Origin of the sequence: Burkholderia sp. lig30 (assembly GCF_000687455.2) — a bacterium.
In the GTDB taxonomy this organism is placed as follows: Bacteria; Pseudomonadota; Gammaproteobacteria; order Burkholderiales; family Burkholderiaceae; genus Burkholderia.
The window spans coordinates 42,805-62,033 of sequence record NZ_JGVW01000033.1 but is presented as its reverse complement, the minus strand read 5'-3'; the positions used below and the strand labels follow the sequence as shown (position 1 = coordinate 62,033).

General features: G+C 68.2%; 13 protein-coding genes. 5 read left to right on the top strand and 8 right to left on the bottom strand.

The features are described from left to right. The 3 genes from LIG30_RS02300 to LIG30_RS02290 all read right to left on the bottom strand — a co-directional run. Positions 1-986, bottom strand: a 986-nt coding sequence (locus LIG30_RS02300) for an efflux RND transporter periplasmic adaptor subunit (protein ID WP_038709315.1), incomplete at its 3' end; no start/stop codon positions are given. A 30-nt stretch (positions 987-1,016) separates the two neighbouring features. Then, on the bottom strand, positions 1,017-4,181 hold the full coding sequence (locus tag LIG30_RS02295; protein ID WP_038709313.1) for an efflux RND transporter permease subunit: 3,165 nt from the start codon (positions 4,179-4,181) through the stop codon (positions 1,017-1,019). Positions 4,182-4,381: 200 nt separating this feature from the next. After that, positions 4,382-5,122 carry a Crp/Fnr family transcriptional regulator gene (locus tag LIG30_RS02290; RefSeq protein ID WP_038709312.1) on the bottom strand — a complete coding sequence of 247 codons (741 nt, stop codon included), beginning with the start codon at positions 5,120-5,122 and terminating at the stop codon, positions 4,382-4,384. A 156-nt stretch (positions 5,123-5,278) separates the two neighbouring features. Between LIG30_RS02290 and LIG30_RS02285 the strand changes: the two genes are divergently transcribed. Next, on the top strand, positions 5,279-6,934 hold the full coding sequence (locus tag LIG30_RS02285) for an acyl-CoA synthetase (protein ID WP_038709311.1): 1,656 nt from the start codon (positions 5,279-5,281) through the stop codon (positions 6,932-6,934). Positions 6,935-7,198: 264 nt separating this feature from the next. Here LIG30_RS02285 and kch read toward each other — a convergent pair whose 3' ends face one another. Both kch and LIG30_RS02275 read right to left on the bottom strand, forming a co-directional pair. Beyond that, positions 7,199-8,374 (bottom strand): voltage-gated potassium channel protein, encoded by a 1,176-nt coding sequence (gene kch, locus LIG30_RS02280; protein WP_038709310.1) that lies wholly within the window; start codon positions 8,372-8,374, stop codon positions 7,199-7,201. A gap of 86 nt (positions 8,375-8,460) precedes the next feature. Beyond that, positions 8,461-10,158 carry an IclR family transcriptional regulator gene (locus LIG30_RS02275; protein WP_235510143.1) on the bottom strand — a complete coding sequence of 566 codons (1,698 nt, stop codon included), beginning with the start codon at positions 10,156-10,158 and terminating at the stop codon, positions 8,461-8,463. 172 nt (positions 10,159-10,330) lie between these two features. Here LIG30_RS02275 and LIG30_RS02270 point away from each other — a divergent pair, with 172 nt between their 5' ends. The 4 genes from LIG30_RS02270 (at position 10,331) to LIG30_RS02260 (ending at position 16,063) form a co-directional block, all read left to right on the top strand. Next, positions 10,331-11,290: an MBL fold metallo-hydrolase gene (locus tag LIG30_RS02270; protein WP_038709308.1), complete on the top strand. Its 960-nt coding sequence runs from the start codon at positions 10,331-10,333 to the stop codon at positions 11,288-11,290. Between the two features lie 125 nt (positions 11,291-11,415). Then, positions 11,416-12,744, top strand: a complete 1,329-nt coding sequence (locus LIG30_RS02265) for an MFS transporter (RefSeq protein WP_038709307.1) — start codon at positions 11,416-11,418, stop codon at positions 12,742-12,744. Between the two features lie 74 nt (positions 12,745-12,818). Continuing rightward, complete coding sequence (locus tag LIG30_RS26740; protein ID WP_160326671.1) at positions 12,819-12,977, top strand: hypothetical protein; 159 nt, start codon at positions 12,819-12,821, stop codon at positions 12,975-12,977. 170 nt (positions 12,978-13,147) lie between these two features. Then, positions 13,148-16,063 (top strand): bifunctional YncE family protein/alkaline phosphatase family protein, encoded by a 2,916-nt coding sequence (locus tag LIG30_RS02260; protein ID WP_051994833.1) that lies wholly within the window; start codon positions 13,148-13,150, stop codon positions 16,061-16,063. Positions 16,064-16,207: 144 nt separating this feature from the next. Here the strand turns inward: LIG30_RS02260 and LIG30_RS02255 are convergent, their stop codons facing one another. The 3 genes from LIG30_RS02255 to LIG30_RS02245 form a co-directional block, all read right to left on the bottom strand. Next, on the bottom strand, positions 16,208-16,693 hold the full coding sequence (locus LIG30_RS02255; protein WP_038709305.1) for a 2,4'-dihydroxyacetophenone dioxygenase family protein: 486 nt from the start codon (positions 16,691-16,693) through the stop codon (positions 16,208-16,210). Between the two features lie 141 nt (positions 16,694-16,834). Then, a complete protein-coding gene (locus tag LIG30_RS02250; RefSeq protein WP_038709303.1) occupies positions 16,835-18,097 on the bottom strand; it encodes a multidrug effflux MFS transporter in 1,263 nt (420 codons plus the stop codon). Positions 18,098-18,271: 174 nt separating this feature from the next. Beyond that, positions 18,272-19,219, bottom strand: a complete 948-nt coding sequence (locus LIG30_RS02245) for a LysR family transcriptional regulator (protein ID WP_038709302.1) — start codon at positions 19,217-19,219, stop codon at positions 18,272-18,274. Positions 19,220-19,229 lie beyond the last annotated feature (10 nt).

Genomic DNA, 19,229 nt, shown 5'->3' with positions numbered 1-19,229 from the left:
ATCGACAGCCGGCCGGCCGGCGCGATCGACAGCGCGGCCTGCACGAATGCGCCGGGCAACAGCCGGCCGTCCGGGTTCGGCAGCGTGATCTCGATCTGCAGCGAACGGGTCGCGACGTCGATCGCCTCGGCGGTGCGCGTGATCGTGCCGTCGAACCGCTGGCCCGGCAGCTCCGCCTGCGTGACGCTCACGTGCTGGCCGGTCTTGACCTGCGGCGCGTACGCCTGCGGCACCTGCACGTACAGGCGCAGCCGGTCGGCCTGCACGACGGTGAACAGCGACCGGCCGGCGCCGGCGTTGCCCGCGTTGACGAGATCGCCGACGTCGATATTGCGTTGCGTGACGATCCCGTCGATCGGCGCGACGACGCGCTGGAACGATTTCAGCTCGGTCAGCCGGCGCACGTTCGCGTCGGCGGCCGCGAGGTTCGCGGTGCCCTGGTTGAACGCGCCCTGGCGATCATCGAGTTCCTGTTGCGAGACCGCGTCGCGCTGGCGCAATTGCTGCGCGCGCTCGAACGACGTCTTCGCGAGCGCGAGCGCGGCCTGCGCCTGCTGGCGCTGCGCGCTGGCCTGCGCGAGTTCCTGGTTCAGTTCGGGCGTATCCAGTTCCGCCAGCAGCTGGCCTTGCCTGACGTGCGCGCCGATGTCCGCCTGCCAGCGCAGCACATAGCCGCTCGCGCGCGCATAGATCGGCGCCTCGACGAAGCCGCGCAGCGTGCCCGGCAGCGTCAGCGCGCCGTCGCTCGCCGCCGGCGACGGCCGTGCAACGAGCACGTACTGGCGCGCGTTCTGCGCGGTGATCGCGTCGAGGCGGTTGCGGTTCACGACGTTGGTGATGACCGTGCGCGCCGCGCCCGCGGCGAGCAGGACGCCGACGACCAGCAGCACGATCCGCGCGCGCCGCCACACCGTCGCGCGCGCGGGGAGGTCGAGGCCGGATTCGTCCACGTGGATGCCGACGGAGCTGTGATGTTTCTCTTCCATGAAATCAACCGGTCAATAAGCGAATCAGGATCAGGCGCCGGCCTTGCGTGCGCGGCGCCGCGCGAGGCGCGCATGGACGCCGCCGAACACGAGCGGCACGAACAGCAGGGTCGAGGCCGTCGCGAACAGCAGCCCGCCGATCACCGCGCGGCCGAGCGGCGCGTTCTGCTCGGCGCCTTCGCCGAGGCCGAGCGCCATCGGCACCATGCCGATGATCATCGCGAGCGCCGTCATCAGCACCGGGCGGATCCGGGTCGCGCCGGCTTCGAGCGCGGCGGTCAGCGGCGGCGCGCCGGCCGCGAGCCGCTCCCGCGCGAACGAGACCACGAGAATGCTGTTTGCCGTTGCGACCCCGACGGTCATGATCGCGCCCGTCAGTGCCGGCACGCTCAGGTGCGTGCCGGTGATGAACAGCATCCACGCGATGCCGGCGAGCGCGGCGGGCATCGCGCTGACGATGATCAGCGGATCGAGCCACGACTGGAAATTCACGACGATCAGCAGGTAGACGAGCACGATCGCCATCGCGACGCCGGCGCCGAGGCCGAGGTACGACGAGCGCATCGTGTCGATCTGGCCGCGCATCGTGACCTCCGTGCCGCGCGGCAGCGTCGCGCGCGCGCCGGTGACGAGCCGCTCGATCTCGGTGGAGACCGACCCCAGGTCGCGCCCCTCGACGCTCACGTAAAGGTCGACCTCAGGGCGGATATTGTAGTGGCTGATGACGGCCGGGTTCACGCCCGGGCTCATCTGCACCAGGTTGCCGAGCAGCTGCAGCGGCGCGCCGCTGCGTCCGCCCGCGGAGACCGGCGTGCCGAGCAGGTCGTCGACCGAGCCGATCTGGTATTGCGGGGTCTGGATCACGAGCGGGTACTGCACGCTCGTCTTCGGATTGACCCAGAACGCGGGCGTCGTCTGCGAGCTGCCCGACAGCGAGATCAGCATGTTCTGCGCGACGTTCTGCGCGGAGAGGTTGAGCTGCTGCATGCGCGTACGGTCCATGTCGGCCACCAGGGTCGGCTCGTCGTTGCGCTGCAGGATGTGCGCGTCGACTGCGCCGGGAATCTGCCTGATTTCCTTCATCAGGCGGCTCGCGATGGCCATGTTGCTCGCGAGATCGTTGCCGAGCACCTGCACGTCGATCGCCGCGGGCTGCCCGAAGTTGAGGATCTGCGTGATGATGTCCGACGGCTGGAAGAAGAACTCGATGCCCGGGAAGCGCTGCGGCAGCAGCGCGCGCAGCCGCTCGACGTAGCGTTGCGTCGGGCCGTGGCCGGGCTTCAGCGAGATCATGATCTCGCCGTCGAGCGTGCCGATCGTGCCCGCATTGCTGTACGACAGGTTGATGCCGCTGACCGGCAGGCCGAGATTGTCGACGATCGTGCCGAGCTCGCCCGGCGGCACGACTTCGCGCACGACGCGCTCGACCTGGTCGGCGAGGCGGGCGGTTTCCTCGATCCGGTAGCCGGTCGGCGCGCGCATGTGCAGGCGGATGTTGCCGGAATCGGCGTTCGGGAAGAAGTCGCGGCCGAGCGCGAACACGAGCCCGGTGGACAGCACGCAGAAGCCGAGGAAGCACGACGCGTAGAAGCGGCGGCGCACGAGCAGCACGGACAGCAGCACCATGTACGCGGCGCGCAGGCGCTCGAACGCGTGGTCGAAACGATGGTAGAGCCGCGCGAAGCCCGACGGCGGGCGCGAGGCCGCGTCATTGGAGGGCGCACGGAACAGCAGCAGCGCGAGCGTCGGCACCAGCGTGCGCGACAGCACGTACGACGCGAGCATCGCGAACACCACCGCCTCGGCGAGCGGCACGAACAGGTAGCGCGCGACGCCCGTCAGGAAGAACATCGGCACGAACACGATGCAGATGCACAGCGTCGACACGAACGCCGGAATCGCGATCTCGCCCGCGCCGTCGAGGATCGCCTCGCGCAGCCCGGTGCCGAGATGCAGGTGGCGCTCGATGTTCTCGATGGTCACGGTCGCGTCGTCGACCAGGATGCCGACCGCGAGCGCGAGCCCGCCGAGCGTCATGATGTTGATCGTCTCGCCGAGCGCGGACAGCGCGATCAGCGACGTGAAGATCGACAGCGGGATCGAGACCGCGATGATCACCGTGCTGCGCCAGTTGCCGAGGAACAGCAGGATCATCATCGCGGTCAGCACGGCGGCGATCAGCGCCTCGTGGATCACGCCGTGCACCGCGGCATCGACGAACACGGACTGGTCGAACAGCGGCGCGATCGTGAGCCCGTCGGGCAGCGTCGGCTCGACCTTGGGCAGCAGTGCTTTCAGGTCGGACACGACCTTGAGCGTCGACGCGTCGCCGCTTTTCAGGATCGACACCAGCACGCCGCGCTGGCCGTTCTGGCGCACCACGTTGGTCTGCGGCGAGAAGCCGTCGCGCACGGCCGCGACTTCGCCGAGGTAGGTCGTCGCGCCGTTGACGGTCTGAACCGGGATGCGGTTGAGCGCGGCGACGGTGTCGGGCGACGCATTGGTCTCGACCCGGTATTCGGTCGCGCCCATCTTCGCCGTGCCGGTCGGCAGCACCAGGTTCTGCGTGTTGACCGCGCTGACGATGTCGGCCGGCGTCAGTCCCTTCGACATCAGCGCGTGCGGGTCGAGGTCGACCGAGATCACGCGCGAGCGGCCGCCATACGGGTAAGGCACCTGCGCGCCGGGGATCGTGATCAGCTGCGGGCGCAGGAAGTTCAGTGCGATGTCCGCGAGCGACTGTTCGCTGAGCGTCTTGCTCGACAGGCCGAGCTGGATCACCGGGATGCTCGACGCGGAATAGGTGATCACGAGCGGCGGCGTCGCGCCCTGTGGCATCTGGCGCACGATCGCCTGCGCCGACGAGACGGTCTGCGCGATCGCGGTCTGCACGTTCGCGCCGGGCTGCAGGAACACCTTGACGACCGCGACGCCGGGCAGCGACGTCGATTCGATGTGCGCGATGTTGCTGACGGTGGTGGTCAGCACGCGCTCATGCACCGCCGTGATGCGGCTCGTCATCTCCTTTGCCGACAGGCCGTTGTAATTCCAGATCACGCTGATGACCGGAATGTCGATCGACGGCAGGACGTCGACGGGGGTGCGCATCAGCGCGAGCGGGGTGGCCAGCAGGATCATGATGGCCATCACGATGAACGTGTAGGGGCGCTTGAGCGCGAGATTGACGATCCACATGGAGAGAGCAGGCGGGGGAGCGGCAGTCAGACGAAGGTAAAAGTCATTCGCATGATAGGCGCGCGTGGGGTGCGTATCGCTGACACGAAACTGGCGAAATTGTCAGGTTCGCGCGCGCCCCCGGCCGCACACGCCTGCGGGTGCGGCCGGGGGCGGGGGGCGCACATCCGGCCGGATCGGGCCTGAGCGCCGTGCCCGGCTTATATCTGCTCCATCCCCACCCGCGCCAGCCGTGCCAGATCCAGCACCTCGATCTGGTTGTACGCGAGGCGCAGCACGCCGAGTCGTTCCAGCTGCTGCAGCGCCTGGTTGATCCGCTGCCGCGACACCCCCACGAGCATGCCCAGCTCCTCCTGCGAGATCGCGAGCGAGCGGCCGGTGTCCGGGTACAGATCCGGATTGAACAGTTGCGCGAGCGACTGTGCGACGCGGGCATCGACGTCGAGCAGCCGGCTGTTCTGGATCGACGCGATGAATTCGCCCATCCGGTTGTTCAGCTGATGGATCACGAAGCGGCTGAACGGCAGGCTGGCGTCGAGCAGCGCATGAAAGGTCGATGTCGGCACGAGCAGCACGACGGAACGCTGGATCGCGATTACGTCGTACTTGCGCGGCTCGCGCTTGATCACGCTGCCTTCGCCGAACCAGCCGCCCGACGGCACCCCGGAAAACGTGCAGCCGCGCCCCGACGCGTTGTAGATCGCCAGCTTGAGCAGCCCCTGATGCACGCCGATCCAGTATTCCGACGGCGCGAGCCGCCGCGCGACGTAGTCGCCCGCCTCGCGGCATTCCGCGTGCGATTGTGCGAGCACGAGCGCCTGGTGCTCCGGCGCGAGCGTGCGGAACCATGCGCACTGGCCGAACAGGACAGGCAACGGGCCGGGGGCGGGAAACACCTCCTGGACAGGTGTCGCAAGGGGGGCGTGAGCGTCGTCGTGCATGGATACGGGTGGGCGAAGGTAGGGATAACACGGATGCCGTGCGGGCAACTCTGTCGTTTCGATGACAGACGGCTCACAATAGCGCCCGGTACGCTATTTCGAATTGAACCACATCAAACCAATTCGAGGCGTTCACGCCTCGCAGGAGACACGATCATGACGCAGATGTTCGAGGAAGGGCTGGGCCGGCGCGACGCAAACTACGTTCCGCTGTCGCCGATCGACTTCCTGGTGCGCGCAGCGGAAGTCTACGGCGACCGGCTCGCCATCGTGCACGGCGACGTGCGGCGCACCTGGGGCGAGACCTATACGCGCGCGCGGCGGCTCGCCAGCGCGCTCGTGCAGGCCGGCGTCGGCCGCGGCGAGACGGTCGCGGCGCTGCTGCCGAACATCCCGGCGATGGTCGAGGCGCACTTTGGCGTGCCGATGGCGGGCGCCGTCCTCAATACCCTCAACACCCGGCTCGACATCCCGTCGATCCTGTTCATGCTGCGTCACGGCGAGGCGAAGGTCCTGATCGTCGACACCGAGTACGCCGACTTCGCGCACCGTGCGGCGCTCGAAGTGCCGGGCCTGAAGATCGTCAGCGTCGCCGACGTGGCGCCTGCCGACCACGACCGCTTCGCGGGCGCGACCGATTACGAGGCGTTCCTCGAAGGCGGCGACCCCGATTACGCATGGGTCGGCCCGTCCGACGAATGGGAAGCGATCGCGCTGAACTACACGTCCGGCACGACGGGCGACCCGAAGGGCGTCGTCTATCACCACCGCGGCGCGTACCTCGGCGCGCTCAGCAACATCCTCGAATGGGACATGCCGAAGCATGCCGTCTACCTGTGGACGCTGCCGATGTTCCACTGCAACGGCTGGTGCTTCCCGTGGGCGGTCGCCGCGCGCGCGGGCGTCAACGTCTGCCTGCGCCGGTTCGACGCGAAGACCGTGTTCGACCTGATCCGCAACGAGCGCGTCACCCACTACTGCGGCGCGCCGATCGTGCAGAGCGCGATCGCGAACGCGCCGGCCGAATTGCGCGAAGGGATCGACCACACCGTCCACGCGATGGTCGCGGGCGCGGCGCCGTCGCCGTCCGTGATCGCGAAGATGAAGGAGATCGGCTTCGACCTGCTGCACGTGTACGGCCTCACCGAGGTGTACGGCCCGGCGTCGGTGTGCGCGAAGCAGGCGCACTGGGATCAGCTGTCCGACGAGGAACGGGCGCGCGTCAACGCGCGGCAGGGCGTGCGCTACCACCTGCAGGCGGGCGCGACGGTGCTCGACCCCGATACGCTCGCGCCGGTGCCCGCCGACGGCGAGACGCTCGGCGAGATCATGTTCCGCGGCAACATCTGCATGAAGGGCTACCTGAAGAACCCGCATGCGACCGAGGAGGCGTTCCACGGCGGCTGGTTCCACACCGGCGATCTCGGCGTGCTGAGCCCGGACGGCTACATCCGCATCAAGGACCGCCGCAAGGACATCATCATTTCGGGCGGCGAGAACATCTCGAGCATCGAGGTGGAAGACGCGCTGTACCGGCATCCGGCTGTCTCGGTGGCGGCGGTCGTCGCGATGCCCGACCCGAAGTGGGGCGAGGTGCCGTGCGCGTTCGTCGAGCTGCGCGACGGCATGCAGGCGACCGAGGAAGAGATCATCGCGCATTGCCGCCTGCTGCTCGCGAGCTACAAGCTGCCGAAGGTCGTGCGCTTCGGCGAGCTGCCGAAGACGTCCACCGGCAAGATCCAGAAATTCCAGCTGCGCACGGAAGTCGGCTCGGACAAGGCGATCGACCTGGCCGGCGATCCGGCGAAGTAATACCACCCGCGTTCCGGGCGGCTTTCCGCCGCCCGGCGCAACACGCGAACGGCCCGGCCGCCGGGGAGCATCCCGCTCCGGCGGCCGGGCCGTTCGTGCATTTGCGTCGGCTCTCAGCTTTCCAGTCTCAGCTCCGGGGCTCCGGGGCTCCGGGGCTCCCAGCTCCCAGCTCCCAGTTCCCAGCTCCCCAGCTCCCCAGCCTCGCGCCTCGCGCCTCCAGCCTGAGGCATCAAGCCTCAGGCGTTGCGACCCTCGCGCGTCAACTCAATCCTCGTCCGCGGTGCTGAACAGCAGGTGCGAGATCATCGACTTGTCGATCGCTTCGTCGTTGAGCGTACTCGCGAGCAATTCGCCGGCGAGCTGCTGCGGCGAGAACACCATGTCGGGCTTGAGCAGCTTCAGCCGCTCCAGGTTCCGCCCGTGGTTCACGAGCGCGACGGTTCGCACCGACGCCGCCAGCGCATGGATCGCGAGGATGATGAACGCGTTCTCGCCGTCGTCCGAGCGCAGCGCGAGCACGGCGCGCGCCGTCGTCGCGCCGGCGCGCTCCAGCACTGTGTGGTCGGTCGCGTCGCCGACGACCAGGTCGGTGCCCGCCGGATAGTTGTGCTCGGTGTTGCCGGACACGATGACGGTGACGGCGTAGCCGCGCTTGCGCAGGCCGTCGTGGACGCTGTGCGCGACGGGCGTCGCGCCGACGATCAGGTAATGATTCTTGCGGATCACGTTCGAAATGCCTCCCTTGACGATTCGTTTGAGGTTGCCGCCGATCACGGGGCCGATGACCGCGCTGATCGACGTCGCGAATACGGTGATGCCGAGCACGATCACCGACGCGGTGAAGAGGCGCGCGGTAGTGGTATGCGGCACGATATCGCCGAAGCCGACGGTCGACATCGACACGATCGAGAAATACACGGCGGTGGTGAGGTCGCGGATCGGCGGCGCGAACTCCTCGCCGAGATAGAGGGTGCCGAAGGTCGCATAGATCAGCAGCGACGCGATGCTGAGCATCGCGAACAGGCTGCTGGCCGCGATGCTCGCGCGGTCGAAGTGGCGCCAGTAGTAGAGCAGCGCGCCGGCCAGCACGCCGGTATAGACGAAGACGGTATGGTCGCGGTAGCCGCCGAGCAGGCTGATCGCGGCGGCGGCGACCAGCAGCACGATCGACAGCACCCAGGCCACTCGGGCGCGCAGCAGGATGCCGACCGCCATCGTCGCGAGGCCGACCGCGACGATCACTTGCGGCAGCACGACGAGGCCCACGCTGTCGACGAGGCGCAGCGCATTCGCCAGCCAGGTGTCGTCGAGCGTGAGGCCGGCCCGGTCGATGACGGGGCGCACCACCATGAAGCCGTCGAGCGCGAGCAGGACGGCGAAGTACCAATGCAGGCCGATCGACGCGATGATGCGCCGCAGGCGGGTCACAGCTTGCTTCATTCCAGCGTACCCGGCACTGCGGGCCTGTCCAACGATCCAGCCGCTACCCTATAGCATCTGACGATTTGTTGCATTGTCGCGGGTCGTCATTCCGCGCCGATCCAGCCGAACCGCCAGGACAGGCGCTGCGTCGCGGCGAGCAGCTGCCGCGCGGTCTCGCTGTCGCGGCTGCGCGCAAAGCCGCGCGACGCGCCGATCACCGCGATGACGAGCCGGACGCTGCCGGTGTGGTCGAACACAGGGGCGGCCAGCGTCGCGATGCCCGGCACTGGCGCGTCGAACGCGTCGTCGATGCCTTCGGCGCGAATCCGCGCGAGGCGGGCCCGGTACGCGTCGCCCGACAGCGCGGCATCGCCCGTGCCGGCGGGCGCGTCGCCTTCGGCCATGCGGCCCGCCAGCCGGACCGCTTCGCCCGGCAGCAGGTCGGCGAGCACGTCCTCGGGCACGTAGGCGGCAAACGTCCGGCCGATCGCCGTGTTGACGAGCGACATCACCGTGCCGACGCGCAGGCTGAAATGCTGCGGCCGCGCAGCTTCCTCCAGCCGGATCACGGTCGGCCCGAGCGGGCCGAGGATCGCCGCCGCGACGCTCATGTCGGTCGCCTCCGCCAGCGCGACGATCTCCGGCTCCGCGTCGCGCGTCGGCGACACGCGCTGCATCGCGATCAGCCCGAGTTCCCGGCTGAGCGGCCCGGCATCGAAGCAGCCGGCGTCGTCGCGGCTCAACAGGCCGATCTTGATCAGGCTGACGAGGTGCGGAAACGCCTTGGCGGCCGGCATGCCCGCCGCCGCCGCGAGATCCCGCAACGGCAGCGCGCGGCCCGCGGACACGAGCGCGAGCAACAGGTCGCCGGTGTTGTCGAGCGCGTTGATGCCGCGCTGCGCCTTCGCGTCGTCGGCCAGCGCGGGCGGGCAGCGCGCCACCGCCGGCGTGCCCGGCGGCGTATCGTCGGGCACGCCGAGCGCGTGCGTGGCCTGCCGCGCCGCGTCCTGCAGCGCGGCGGCCACCGGGCCGTCCCACGCCACGTCGATCGAGCCGGTCGAGCCGATCACCGTCAGCGCGAGCTGCAGCCGGCCGTCGGCATCGAGCACCGGCACGCTCATGCTGCTCACGCCCGGGCTCGGCAGGTCGATGCTGCGCTCGATGCCGCGCCGGCGAATCTCGTCGATGCGCGCTTGCCATCGACGCGCGGCATCCGGATCGGCCGCGGGTGTGCCGTTCCCGCCGGCGAGCGCGCCGGGCGCGCCCGCCTGGGCTTCGGCCATCGCCGCGCGCTGAAGCGGGTCGCCGAACGCCGAGAACACGCGTCCCGTCGCGGTGGCGTCGAGCGACATCACGGAGCCGACGTGAAGGTTGACGTGCAGCGGATAGCCGCCGCGCTCGTAGCGCACGATCGTCGGGCCGAGCGCGCCCGGCACGCACAGCGCGACGCTGAAGCCGATCGCGTCGGCGAGCCGCGCCGCATGCGGCAGCGCGGCGCGGTAGGCCGGCTGGCGCTCGATCGACATCAGGCCGAGCCGCAGCGACAGCGGCCCCGGCTCGTAATTGCCGGTGATCGCGTCGCGCTTCACCAGCGCGAGGCGGGTGAGGCTCACCAGATACGTGTGCGCCTGCGCGGTCGACAGCCCGGCGTCCGCCGCCAGCTCGCTCAGGCCGAGCGGCTTGCGCTGCCGCGCCAGCGCGTCGAGCAGGCGGCCGCCCACCTCGACGCTCTGGATGCCGCGCTGCGCCTTTTGCGCCGCGTCGCCTGCCGCGCGGTCCGCGCGCTCCTGGTCTTTCAACAATGTGCTTACCCCGTATCGAAACACCCGCATGGTATCCGACACCCATATCGGCGCCAGCCCGCGCGTTTACCCGCATTAGTAAATAACAAGCAAACTTGTTATTGACAAATTATAGGCCCGGGACGATGATCCATTCACCCCCAACACATGGCGTGCAGCCACGGAACGGAACATGTCCAAAGCATTTGCCTCCCAGGCCGATCTCGAAGCGAAAGAAATCACCTGGACCCAGCTCTCCGAAAACGCCTACGCATACACCGCGGAAGGCGACCCGAATTCGGGCGTGATCATCGGCGACGACAGCGTGCTGATCGTCGACACGACCGCGACGCCCGCGATGGCGCAGGACCTGATCGCGAAGATCCGCAGCGTCACCGACAAGCCGATCAAGCACGTCGTGCTGTCGCACTACCACGCGGTGCGCGTGCTCGGCGCGTCCGCGTATTTCGAGGAAGGCGCGCAGAACGTGATCGCGAGCCGCGGCACCTACGAGATGATCGTCGAGCGCGGCGAGGCCGACATGAAGTCGGAAATCGAGCGCTTCCCGCGCCTGTTCGCGGGCGTCGAGACGGTGCCGGGCCTGACCTGGCCGACGCTCGTGTTCGAGCGCGAGATCACGCTGTTCCTCGGCAAGCTCGAAGTGAAGATCATGCATCTCGGCGCGGGCCACACGAAGGGCGACACGATCGTCTGGCTGCCGTCGCAGAAGGTGCTGTTCTCGGGCGACCTGGTCGAATACGACGCGGCCTGCTATTGCGGCGACGCGCAGCTCGAACAGTGGCCGGCGACGCTCGAGGCGCTGCGCGCGCTGAACGCCGAGAAGCTCGTGCCCGGCCGCGGCCCGGCGCTGCTGAACCCGGCCGAGGTGAACCAGGGCCTCGACTACACGAAGGATTTCGTCACGACGCTGCTGGAGCAGGGCCGCAAGGCGGTCGAGCGCAAGCTCGACCTGAAGGGCTCGATGGCGCTGACGCGCGAAGCGATGGACCCGAAGTTCGGCCACGTGTTCATCTACGAGCACTGCCTGCCGTTCGACGTGTCGCGCGCGTATGACGAAGCGAGCGGCATCGCACATCCGCGCATCTGGACCGCGGCGCGCGACAAGGAGATGTGGGCCGCGCTGCAAAACTGACGCGCGCCCGCCGCGAGGCGCCCGCACGGGCGCCTCGTCGTGGTTCCCCGATCCGCTCACAAGAAGGCGCAACGACGCCTCGGAGACCGCCGCGCGATCCGCGCGCGGCCCGTTTGGAGAGAGACATGCCCCAATCCATTCCTGCCGGCCCGGCGGTGGCGCCCGCGTGCGCGTCCGACGAGCAACTGATGTTCCGCAAGATCGCCTGGCGGATCATCCCGTTCCTTTTCCTGTGTTACGTCGTGTCGTTCCTCGACCGCATCAACATCGGCTTCGCGCAACTGCAGATGAAGCACGATCTCGGTTTCAGCGATGCGATGTACGGCCTCGGCGCGGCGGTGTTCTACGTCGGCTACGTGTTTTGCGAGGTGCCGAGCAACATGCTGCTCGCGAAATTCGGCGCGCGCCGGACCTTCACGCGGATCATGCTGCTGTGGGGCATCGCGTCGGCCGGGATGATGTTCGTGTCGGCGCCGTCGCATTTCTATGCGATGCGCTTCCTGCTCGGCGTGTTCGAGGCGGGCTTCTTTCCCGGCATCGTGCTGTACCTGACCTACTGGTTCCCGGCCAGCCGGCGCGCGGCGGTGATCTCGGTGTTCTTCGCGGGCGTCGCGGTCGCCGGCGTGCTCGGCGGGCTGATGTCGGGCTGGATCATGCGCGACATGAGCGGCGTGCTCGGCCTCCACGGCTGGCAATGGATGTTCGCGATCGAAGGCGCGCCCGCGATCGTGCTCGCGTTCGTCGCGCTCGGCTATCTGGTCGACCGCCCGCAGGACGCCTCGTGGCTCACGTCCGCCGAAAAGGAGCGCATCGCCGCGCTGTGCGCGCAAGGGCAGGGCAGCGACCACGCGCACGACACGCGCAGCGTTGCTGCCGCGCTGCTGAACCCGCGCGTCTATCTGTTCGCGTTCATCTACTTCTCGCTGACCTGCGCGTCGCTGACGCTCAACTTCTGGATGCCGCTGATGATCCGCGACTTCGGCATCACCGATGTGGTGGCCGTCAGCCTCTATACCGTGGTGCCGAATGCGATCGGCGCGGTCGGCCTGATCGTGATCGCGCGCCGCTCGGACCGCACCGGCGAGCGCCGCAAGCACTTCGCGTTCTGCACGGTCGGCGGCGGGATCGCGCTCGCCGCGCTGACGCTGCATCTGCACAGCTTCGCCGCGATGCTCGCGTGCCTGTCGATCGCCGCGACGCTGATCTTCGCCGCGCTGCCGATTTTCTGGGCCGTGCCGACCGGCTATCTGTCCGGCAAGGCCGCGGCGGCGGGCATCGCGCTCATCAGCAGCATCGGCATCACGAGCGGGATCGTGAGCCCGTGGGTGATCGGCCTGATCCGCACCCGCACGGGCAGCATGGATCTTGCCGTCTACCTGCTGTCTGCACTGCTGCTCGCGAGCGGCGCGGCGCTGATGCTCGGCGTGAAAGGCGAGCCGGCGCGGCAGCGCTGAATGCAGCGCGGCGGGCGCGGCCGGCGCCGCCCGCCGCTTTCATCCATCACGGGAATTCATCGACGAGATGGTCGATGTCTGCCCCGCTTCAATCGCAGTGGAATGCTCACGGAAGACACCTTGTCGACGCCCTCGCGCCGCAGGGGGGATCGAGGCTGAACACGGCGCAGGCCAGAAAGAAGGCGCGGCGCGGCGGTGACATGCTTTCCGTCGCGATCGCGTCGATCGAATGACGTTATTCATCGGATTCATTCAACCGACTCGACCCGGACACATAGCTGTCCCGTCGTCGTCATGTCCGGTCACTATCTTTCAGTACGGCTTGTTATTTCTTGTAATACGCCGTCCGCCTCTCGCCATCTCGCGCCCCCCGACCCCGTCCGGTCGTCTTCAAGGAGCAGTCATGAGGAATCATCCGCTCGAACGCGCATTCAGGTTGTGCGTCGTCGCCTCTGCCGTATTGCTTGCGATACAGGGGGCGCGTGCCGATTCAGACGACGAAAGAGGATTCACGGAACACAGTCGTGGGATACCGCTGGCGACGGGGCAGTACATCACGCCCCGGCATCTCGACGGCGCGGTGCTGCAGCCGCTCAACCCGGGCCTGCCCGCGTACCCGAACTTCGTCGCAGGCGAAGCGGTGCGCTCGCAGCTCAGCCCCGACGGCACGACGCTCGCGGTGCTGTGCGCCGGCCAGAATTCGCTTTATTTGCCCGACGGCAACGTCGACACGGCAAACTCGACGCAATACCTGTTCCTGTACGACGTGAAGGGCGCCAACAAGACCCGGCCGGTGCTGACCCAGGTGATCAAGCAGGCCAACGCGCACGTCGGCCTGGCCTTCTCGCCGGACAGCGGCACGCTCTACGCGGCGGGCGGCGTCGACGATGCCGTGTATGTGTATCGCCGCACCGGCGGCGCGTGGTCGCAGTCGGCGAAAATCGCGCTGGGTCATGCGGGCCTGGGCCTGGGGCTGGGCGTGCAACCCAATGCCGGCGGCCTCGGACTGTCCGCCGACGGCAAGACGCTGGTCGTGGCCAACAACTACAACGATTCGATCAGCGTGATCGACACCGCCACGCAGACAGTGCGCTACGAGCACGACCTTCGCCCGTATCGCGCGAACAATGAAGGCACGAACGGCGGCGCCGGCGGGACTTTTCCGTTCGCGGTGGTCGTGAAGGGCAACGGCACCGCGTACGTGTCGTCCGATCGCGATCGCGAAGTCGTCGTGGTCGACATCTCGTCGCCCACCGCCGGCCACCTGGTCAAGCGCATCAAACTCGACGGCAATCCGCTCGGGATGACGCTCGATGCCGCGCAAGCCCGGCTGTACGTCGCGCAGGACAACGCCGACCAGGTCGCGATCATCGACACCGCGAGCAACACGGTCGCCGCGAAGATCGATGCGCGCGGTCCGGCGCACCTGCTGCGCGGGTCGAAGTACACCGGCGCGGCAACCTTCGCGGTGACGCTTTCCCGGGACGGCAGGACGCTCTACGCGGTGAATTCCGGCGCGAACTCGGTCGCTGTGATCCCGCTGACCGGTCACAGCGCGAACACGGTCACGGGCCTGATCCCGACGGCCTACGAGCCGCACGACATTACGTTCAGCGCCGACGGAAGCTGGATGTATATCGTGAACGGCAAGAGCGTCACGGGCGCGAATCCGGGCCACCTGTATGGTCATACGGAACTCGTCACCAGCGTCACCTTCCCGGGCGGCAATGCGGCGGCGGCTGCGGCGGCGAGAGCATCGAACCAGTATCAGTTCCAGCTCGAACGCGCGTCGCTGGTCAGCGCCAGGGTGCCCGACGCGCACGCGCTCCACCAGCTGACGGAGATCGTCGCGCGCAACAACTTCTATTCGGACGACCCGGCCGAGCGCGGCGAGCGGAAGATCGAGTTCCTGCGCAACCGGATCAAGCACGTCATCTACATCGTCAAGGAAAACCGCACGTTCGACCAGATCCTCGGCGACCTGCACAACGGTGCGAATGCCGATCCGAAGCTGGCGATGTTCGGCAGGAACATCACGCCGAACTTCCACCGGCTGGCGACCGGCTTCGTCACGCTGGACAATTTCATGGACCCCGGCGACGGCAGCATGGACGGCTGGTCATGGGCGTTGCAGGGCCGCGTGACCAATACCGAAACGATCACCCAGCAGATCAACTACGCGGCCGTGAACCGGGGCTTGTCCTACGAGTCCGAAGGGTCGAACCGCAACGTGCCGGTCAATCTGGCCACTGTCGCGGACCGCGACCACGCGACCAACGGCGCCTACAGCAGCGGCGCGGGCGGGCTGGCCGGCGGGCCGGCGAACCTGCTGGCGGGCACCGGCGACCATGCGTCCTCCGATGCGCCGTTCGGCATCCAGAAGGGCTACATCTTCAATGCGGTGCTCGAAGCCGGCGGCACCGTGCGCAATTACGGCTTTCTGGTGAACAACATCGGCAGCATCGGCACCCAGAGCGCGCCGGTATCGAATCCATTCGGCGCGGGCATCGTGCAGGTCGCGCCGCTCGACACGTCGCTCGCCGCGCTCACCGACCTCTACTTCCGCGGTTACGACCAGAACTACCCGGATCTCTGGCGCTACAACGAGTGGAAGCGCGAATTCGACCAGTTCGTCGCGCAAGGCAACCTGCCGAGCCTGTCGACGGTTCGCTTCAGCCACGACCACACGGGCAGCTTCGGCACCGCGCTCGCCGGCGTCAACACGCCGGAAACCCAGCAGGCCGACGACGACCTCGCGGTGGGCCGGCTCGTCGAGGCCGTGGCCCACAGCCCGTATGCGGCGAACACGCTGATCATCGTCACCGAAGACGATTGCCAGGATGGCCCGGATCACGTGGATTCGCATCGCGCGACGAGCTATGTCGTCGGACCGTACGTGAAGCAAGGCGCGGTGGTCAGCACGCGCTACAGCCAGGTCAATGTGCTGCGGACGATCGAAGACATTCTCGGCACGCAGCACATCAACCTGAACACCGCGTATCAGCGGCCGATGACGGACGTCTTCGACATCCACGCGTCCGGTGCATGGACCTACGACGCGACCGCCTCGACCGTCCTGAAGACGACGACGCTGGCGCTGTCCGAGCCGGACGGCAGCGTGCGGTTCGCGCAGGGTCCGGACGTCAGGCCGACGCACGACGCCGCCTACTGGGATCGCGTGACCGCCGGCTTCAACTTCGACGAGGCCGATCAGGTGCCGCCCGCCAGATACAACAAAGTGCTGTGGTCCGGCATCAAGGGCGCGAAACCGTATCCGGCGCTGCCTCGCCGTCAGACGCTGGCCGGCACGGACGACTGACGCACGGCGCGAATGCGCGGGCGAGGCAGCGGCGCTGCTCGCCCACGCGCGCGCAGCGCGACGGCTTGGGCCCGGAGCTTGCGCCGGTCGGACACATCCCGGTATCGCGTGCGATTCCGCGCCGAACGATGCGCGCCGCCGCTTTCAGCGCGTGATGAACGGCGCAGCGGCATCCGGCGCCGTGCGCGCATGCTTGCGCTGCCGCAGCAGCGCGACGCGGCAATTCTCCCGTGCGGTTTCCTGGCCGTCGTCGTCGAGCAACACGAGATCGCCGCGCATCACGTTGAGTGTGATCACGTCGGAGCCGGCGTCGCCGAGGGCTTCCGGTGTATGGACCGAGCCGGCCGGTTCGAGCACCGTCGAGCCTGCGTGCGCGACCCAGTCGTATTCGAGATAGCGCCACGCACCCTGCAATGTGTAGACGAACACCTGCCCGTCATGGCGGTGGCGCGGCAGCGTTCCGCCCGCCGGCATCCTGAGCAGCGCGGTGAGCGTGTCCTCGGCCGCATTGATGTGCAGATACTTGATCGCGAGGCCCGGCAGGTCCGGGCTCATCGGCAGCCACGGCAGCGTGTCGCCGGGCAGGCACGAGATCGGTGGCAGGTCGGTCGGGAACGGAGCGGACGTCATGGCGGCAAGGAGTCGGCGAGGATCGCGGAAGCCGGCATTATCGCAGAGCGGCGCATAGATGCCGAGCGGGCGGCGGGCTCATGCCGCTTCGCTGCCTGGCCGCCGCTCACGCGGGTCACGCCGCCAAGGTGAATCCGCCGCTCACGCCGCCTCGCTGCCGCCGCGCACGACGGCCGTGGGCTGCGTTTGCGCCAGATGCCGCAGCAGCTTCGTCACCATCACGACGACCGTGAGCGCGAGGATCACGAAGAACACCGCGAGCGGCGTCAGCACCTGCACCGACACGAAGCCGGCGAGCCCCATCATCGCCGACGACACGAGCAGCAGCGCGCAGCCGAGGATCGCGCTCGTCAGGCCCGCGATGTGCGGGAACAGCGAATTGCCCTTGGCCATCAGCGTCGGATACATCGCGCCGGCGCAGAACCCCATCACGAGCACGGGCGCGGCGAGCGTCCAGATGCGCAGGCCGACCGTCAGCGCGAGCACCAGCATCGCGATCGACGCGGCGGCCATCACGCGCGTCAGGACATGCAGCCGCCGCTCGGCGGACGGCAGGCGCGGGCCGTGCACGCGGTTCGACAGGCCGCCCAGGAAATACATCATCCCGATGCCGAGCGCGAGGTAGCCGAAGTAGGTCGGCGGCTTGTGCAGCGTGTTCTGCACCATGAACGGCCCGATGATGTTGAACACGAGCAGGATGCTGTAGCACAGCCCCTGCGCGAGGAAGCAGCTCTGGAACACCGGGCTCGACAGCACCTTTCCGGCATTCGTCATCAGCGTGCGCGGCTCGAGACGCACCGGCCGCCGCAAGGTCTCGCGATAGCGCCACAGCACGGCCCACATCGCGAGCGAGTAGACGAGCAGGAACACGAGGCACGCCTGCCAGCCGAACCACGTCTGCAGGTGCGCGCCGATCACGGGCGCCACGATCGGCGCGAGCCCCCACGCGATCGACATGTAGGTGAACGCGTGCATCAGCGCCTGTCCGGAAAACGAATCGGTGATGATCGCCTTCGCGAGCAGGTTGGTGGTGGCGATCCCGAAGCCCTGCAGGCAGCGCGCGAGGATGAACGTCTCCAGGTTCGGCGCGCCGAGCGACAGCAGGCAGCCGATGGTGTAGACGATGAGCCCGAACGCGAGCACGCGCTTGCGTCCGTACGCGTCGGCAACCGGCCCGAACACGAGCTGGCCGAACGCATAGGCCGCCATGTAGCCGGACACGCTCGACTGGATCGCCTGCGGCGACGTCGTGAAAAAGCGCGCCATCGCGGGCAGCGCGGGCACGTAGATGTCGATCGCGAGCTGCCCGGCGGACGAGAACAGGCAGATCATGAACAGCAGGAAGCGCGGCGAGTTCGGCACGCGCGCGGCAGTGACGGCGGGATCGGGAATCGAGTGGTTCATGACGGCATCGGAGGAGCGGCTGCCGGCGCTGCGACGTCATCCTGTTCGGATGTCGAACGGGTGTGCGGCCGGCGTGATCGGCCTGTATTGTGCCTGTTGCCGCGCCGGTCTGCCCGATAACCATTGCGCGCGCAAGGATTGCCCGGCGATGCGGGCAGCGCGCGATCCACCCGATCAGCCCGGCTTGCCGGCTGCATGCGCCGCATCCAGGCACGACTGGAACAGCAGCGCGGCCCGCGACGGCCGCGGCGAGCGCCGCAGCAGGCTGACGAACCGGCACGCATAGTGGAACCGCTGCGGCGCGATCGCCTGCATCAGCCCCTTGTGCTCGAAGCTCTCCGCGTAATGATCGGGCAGGAAACCGAGATAGCGCCCCGACAGGATCAGCGTCGCGATCGATTCCTGGTCGGACGCGGTCGCGCTGCGCGTCAGTTTCGCGCGGTGGCTGAGCTCCATGTTTGGCGAGTGATAGCCGAGCCCGGCGAACGGATACTTGCGGATCGCGCTCCAGGTCAGGCGGCCGTGCGGCGCGTCGAACAGCGGGTGCTGCGTGCCGCAGTACAGCCGCATCCGCTCGTCGAACAGGTCGGTGTAGACGAGGCTGCCGGAACTGCGGTGGGCCGGAATGATCCCGACCTGATAGCTGCCGTCGATGATCCCGCGCTCGACCTCGTTGATCGACGCGACGTGCAGGTTCAGCGCGACGTCCGGCGCTTCGTCGGCGAACTGGCGGATCGCGTCGCCGAGGCGCGCGTGCGGATTGGTCGCCGTCTTGTCGAACACGGCGACGTGCAGCTCGCCGCCCATCCGGTCGTGAATCCCGTCGATCCGGCTGCGGAACGCCTCCATCGACGCGAGCAGCCGCAGCGTTTCCTCGTAGACGGTCTGCCCCTCGGGCGTCAGCGTGAAGCCCGCGCGGCCGCGCCGGCACAGCACGAGGCCGAGCCGCGTTTCGAGATCCTTCACGTGCCGGCTGATCGTCGAGATGCCGATGTTCAGCTCCAGCTCGGCCGCCGCCATCCCGCCGCACTGGACGACGCCCTTGAAGACCCGCAACAGCCGCAGGTCCATGTCGCTGAGCTGTCCGAGCAGCGCCCGGCTCTTCGGTTTCTTTGCTTGCATGATTGCGCAA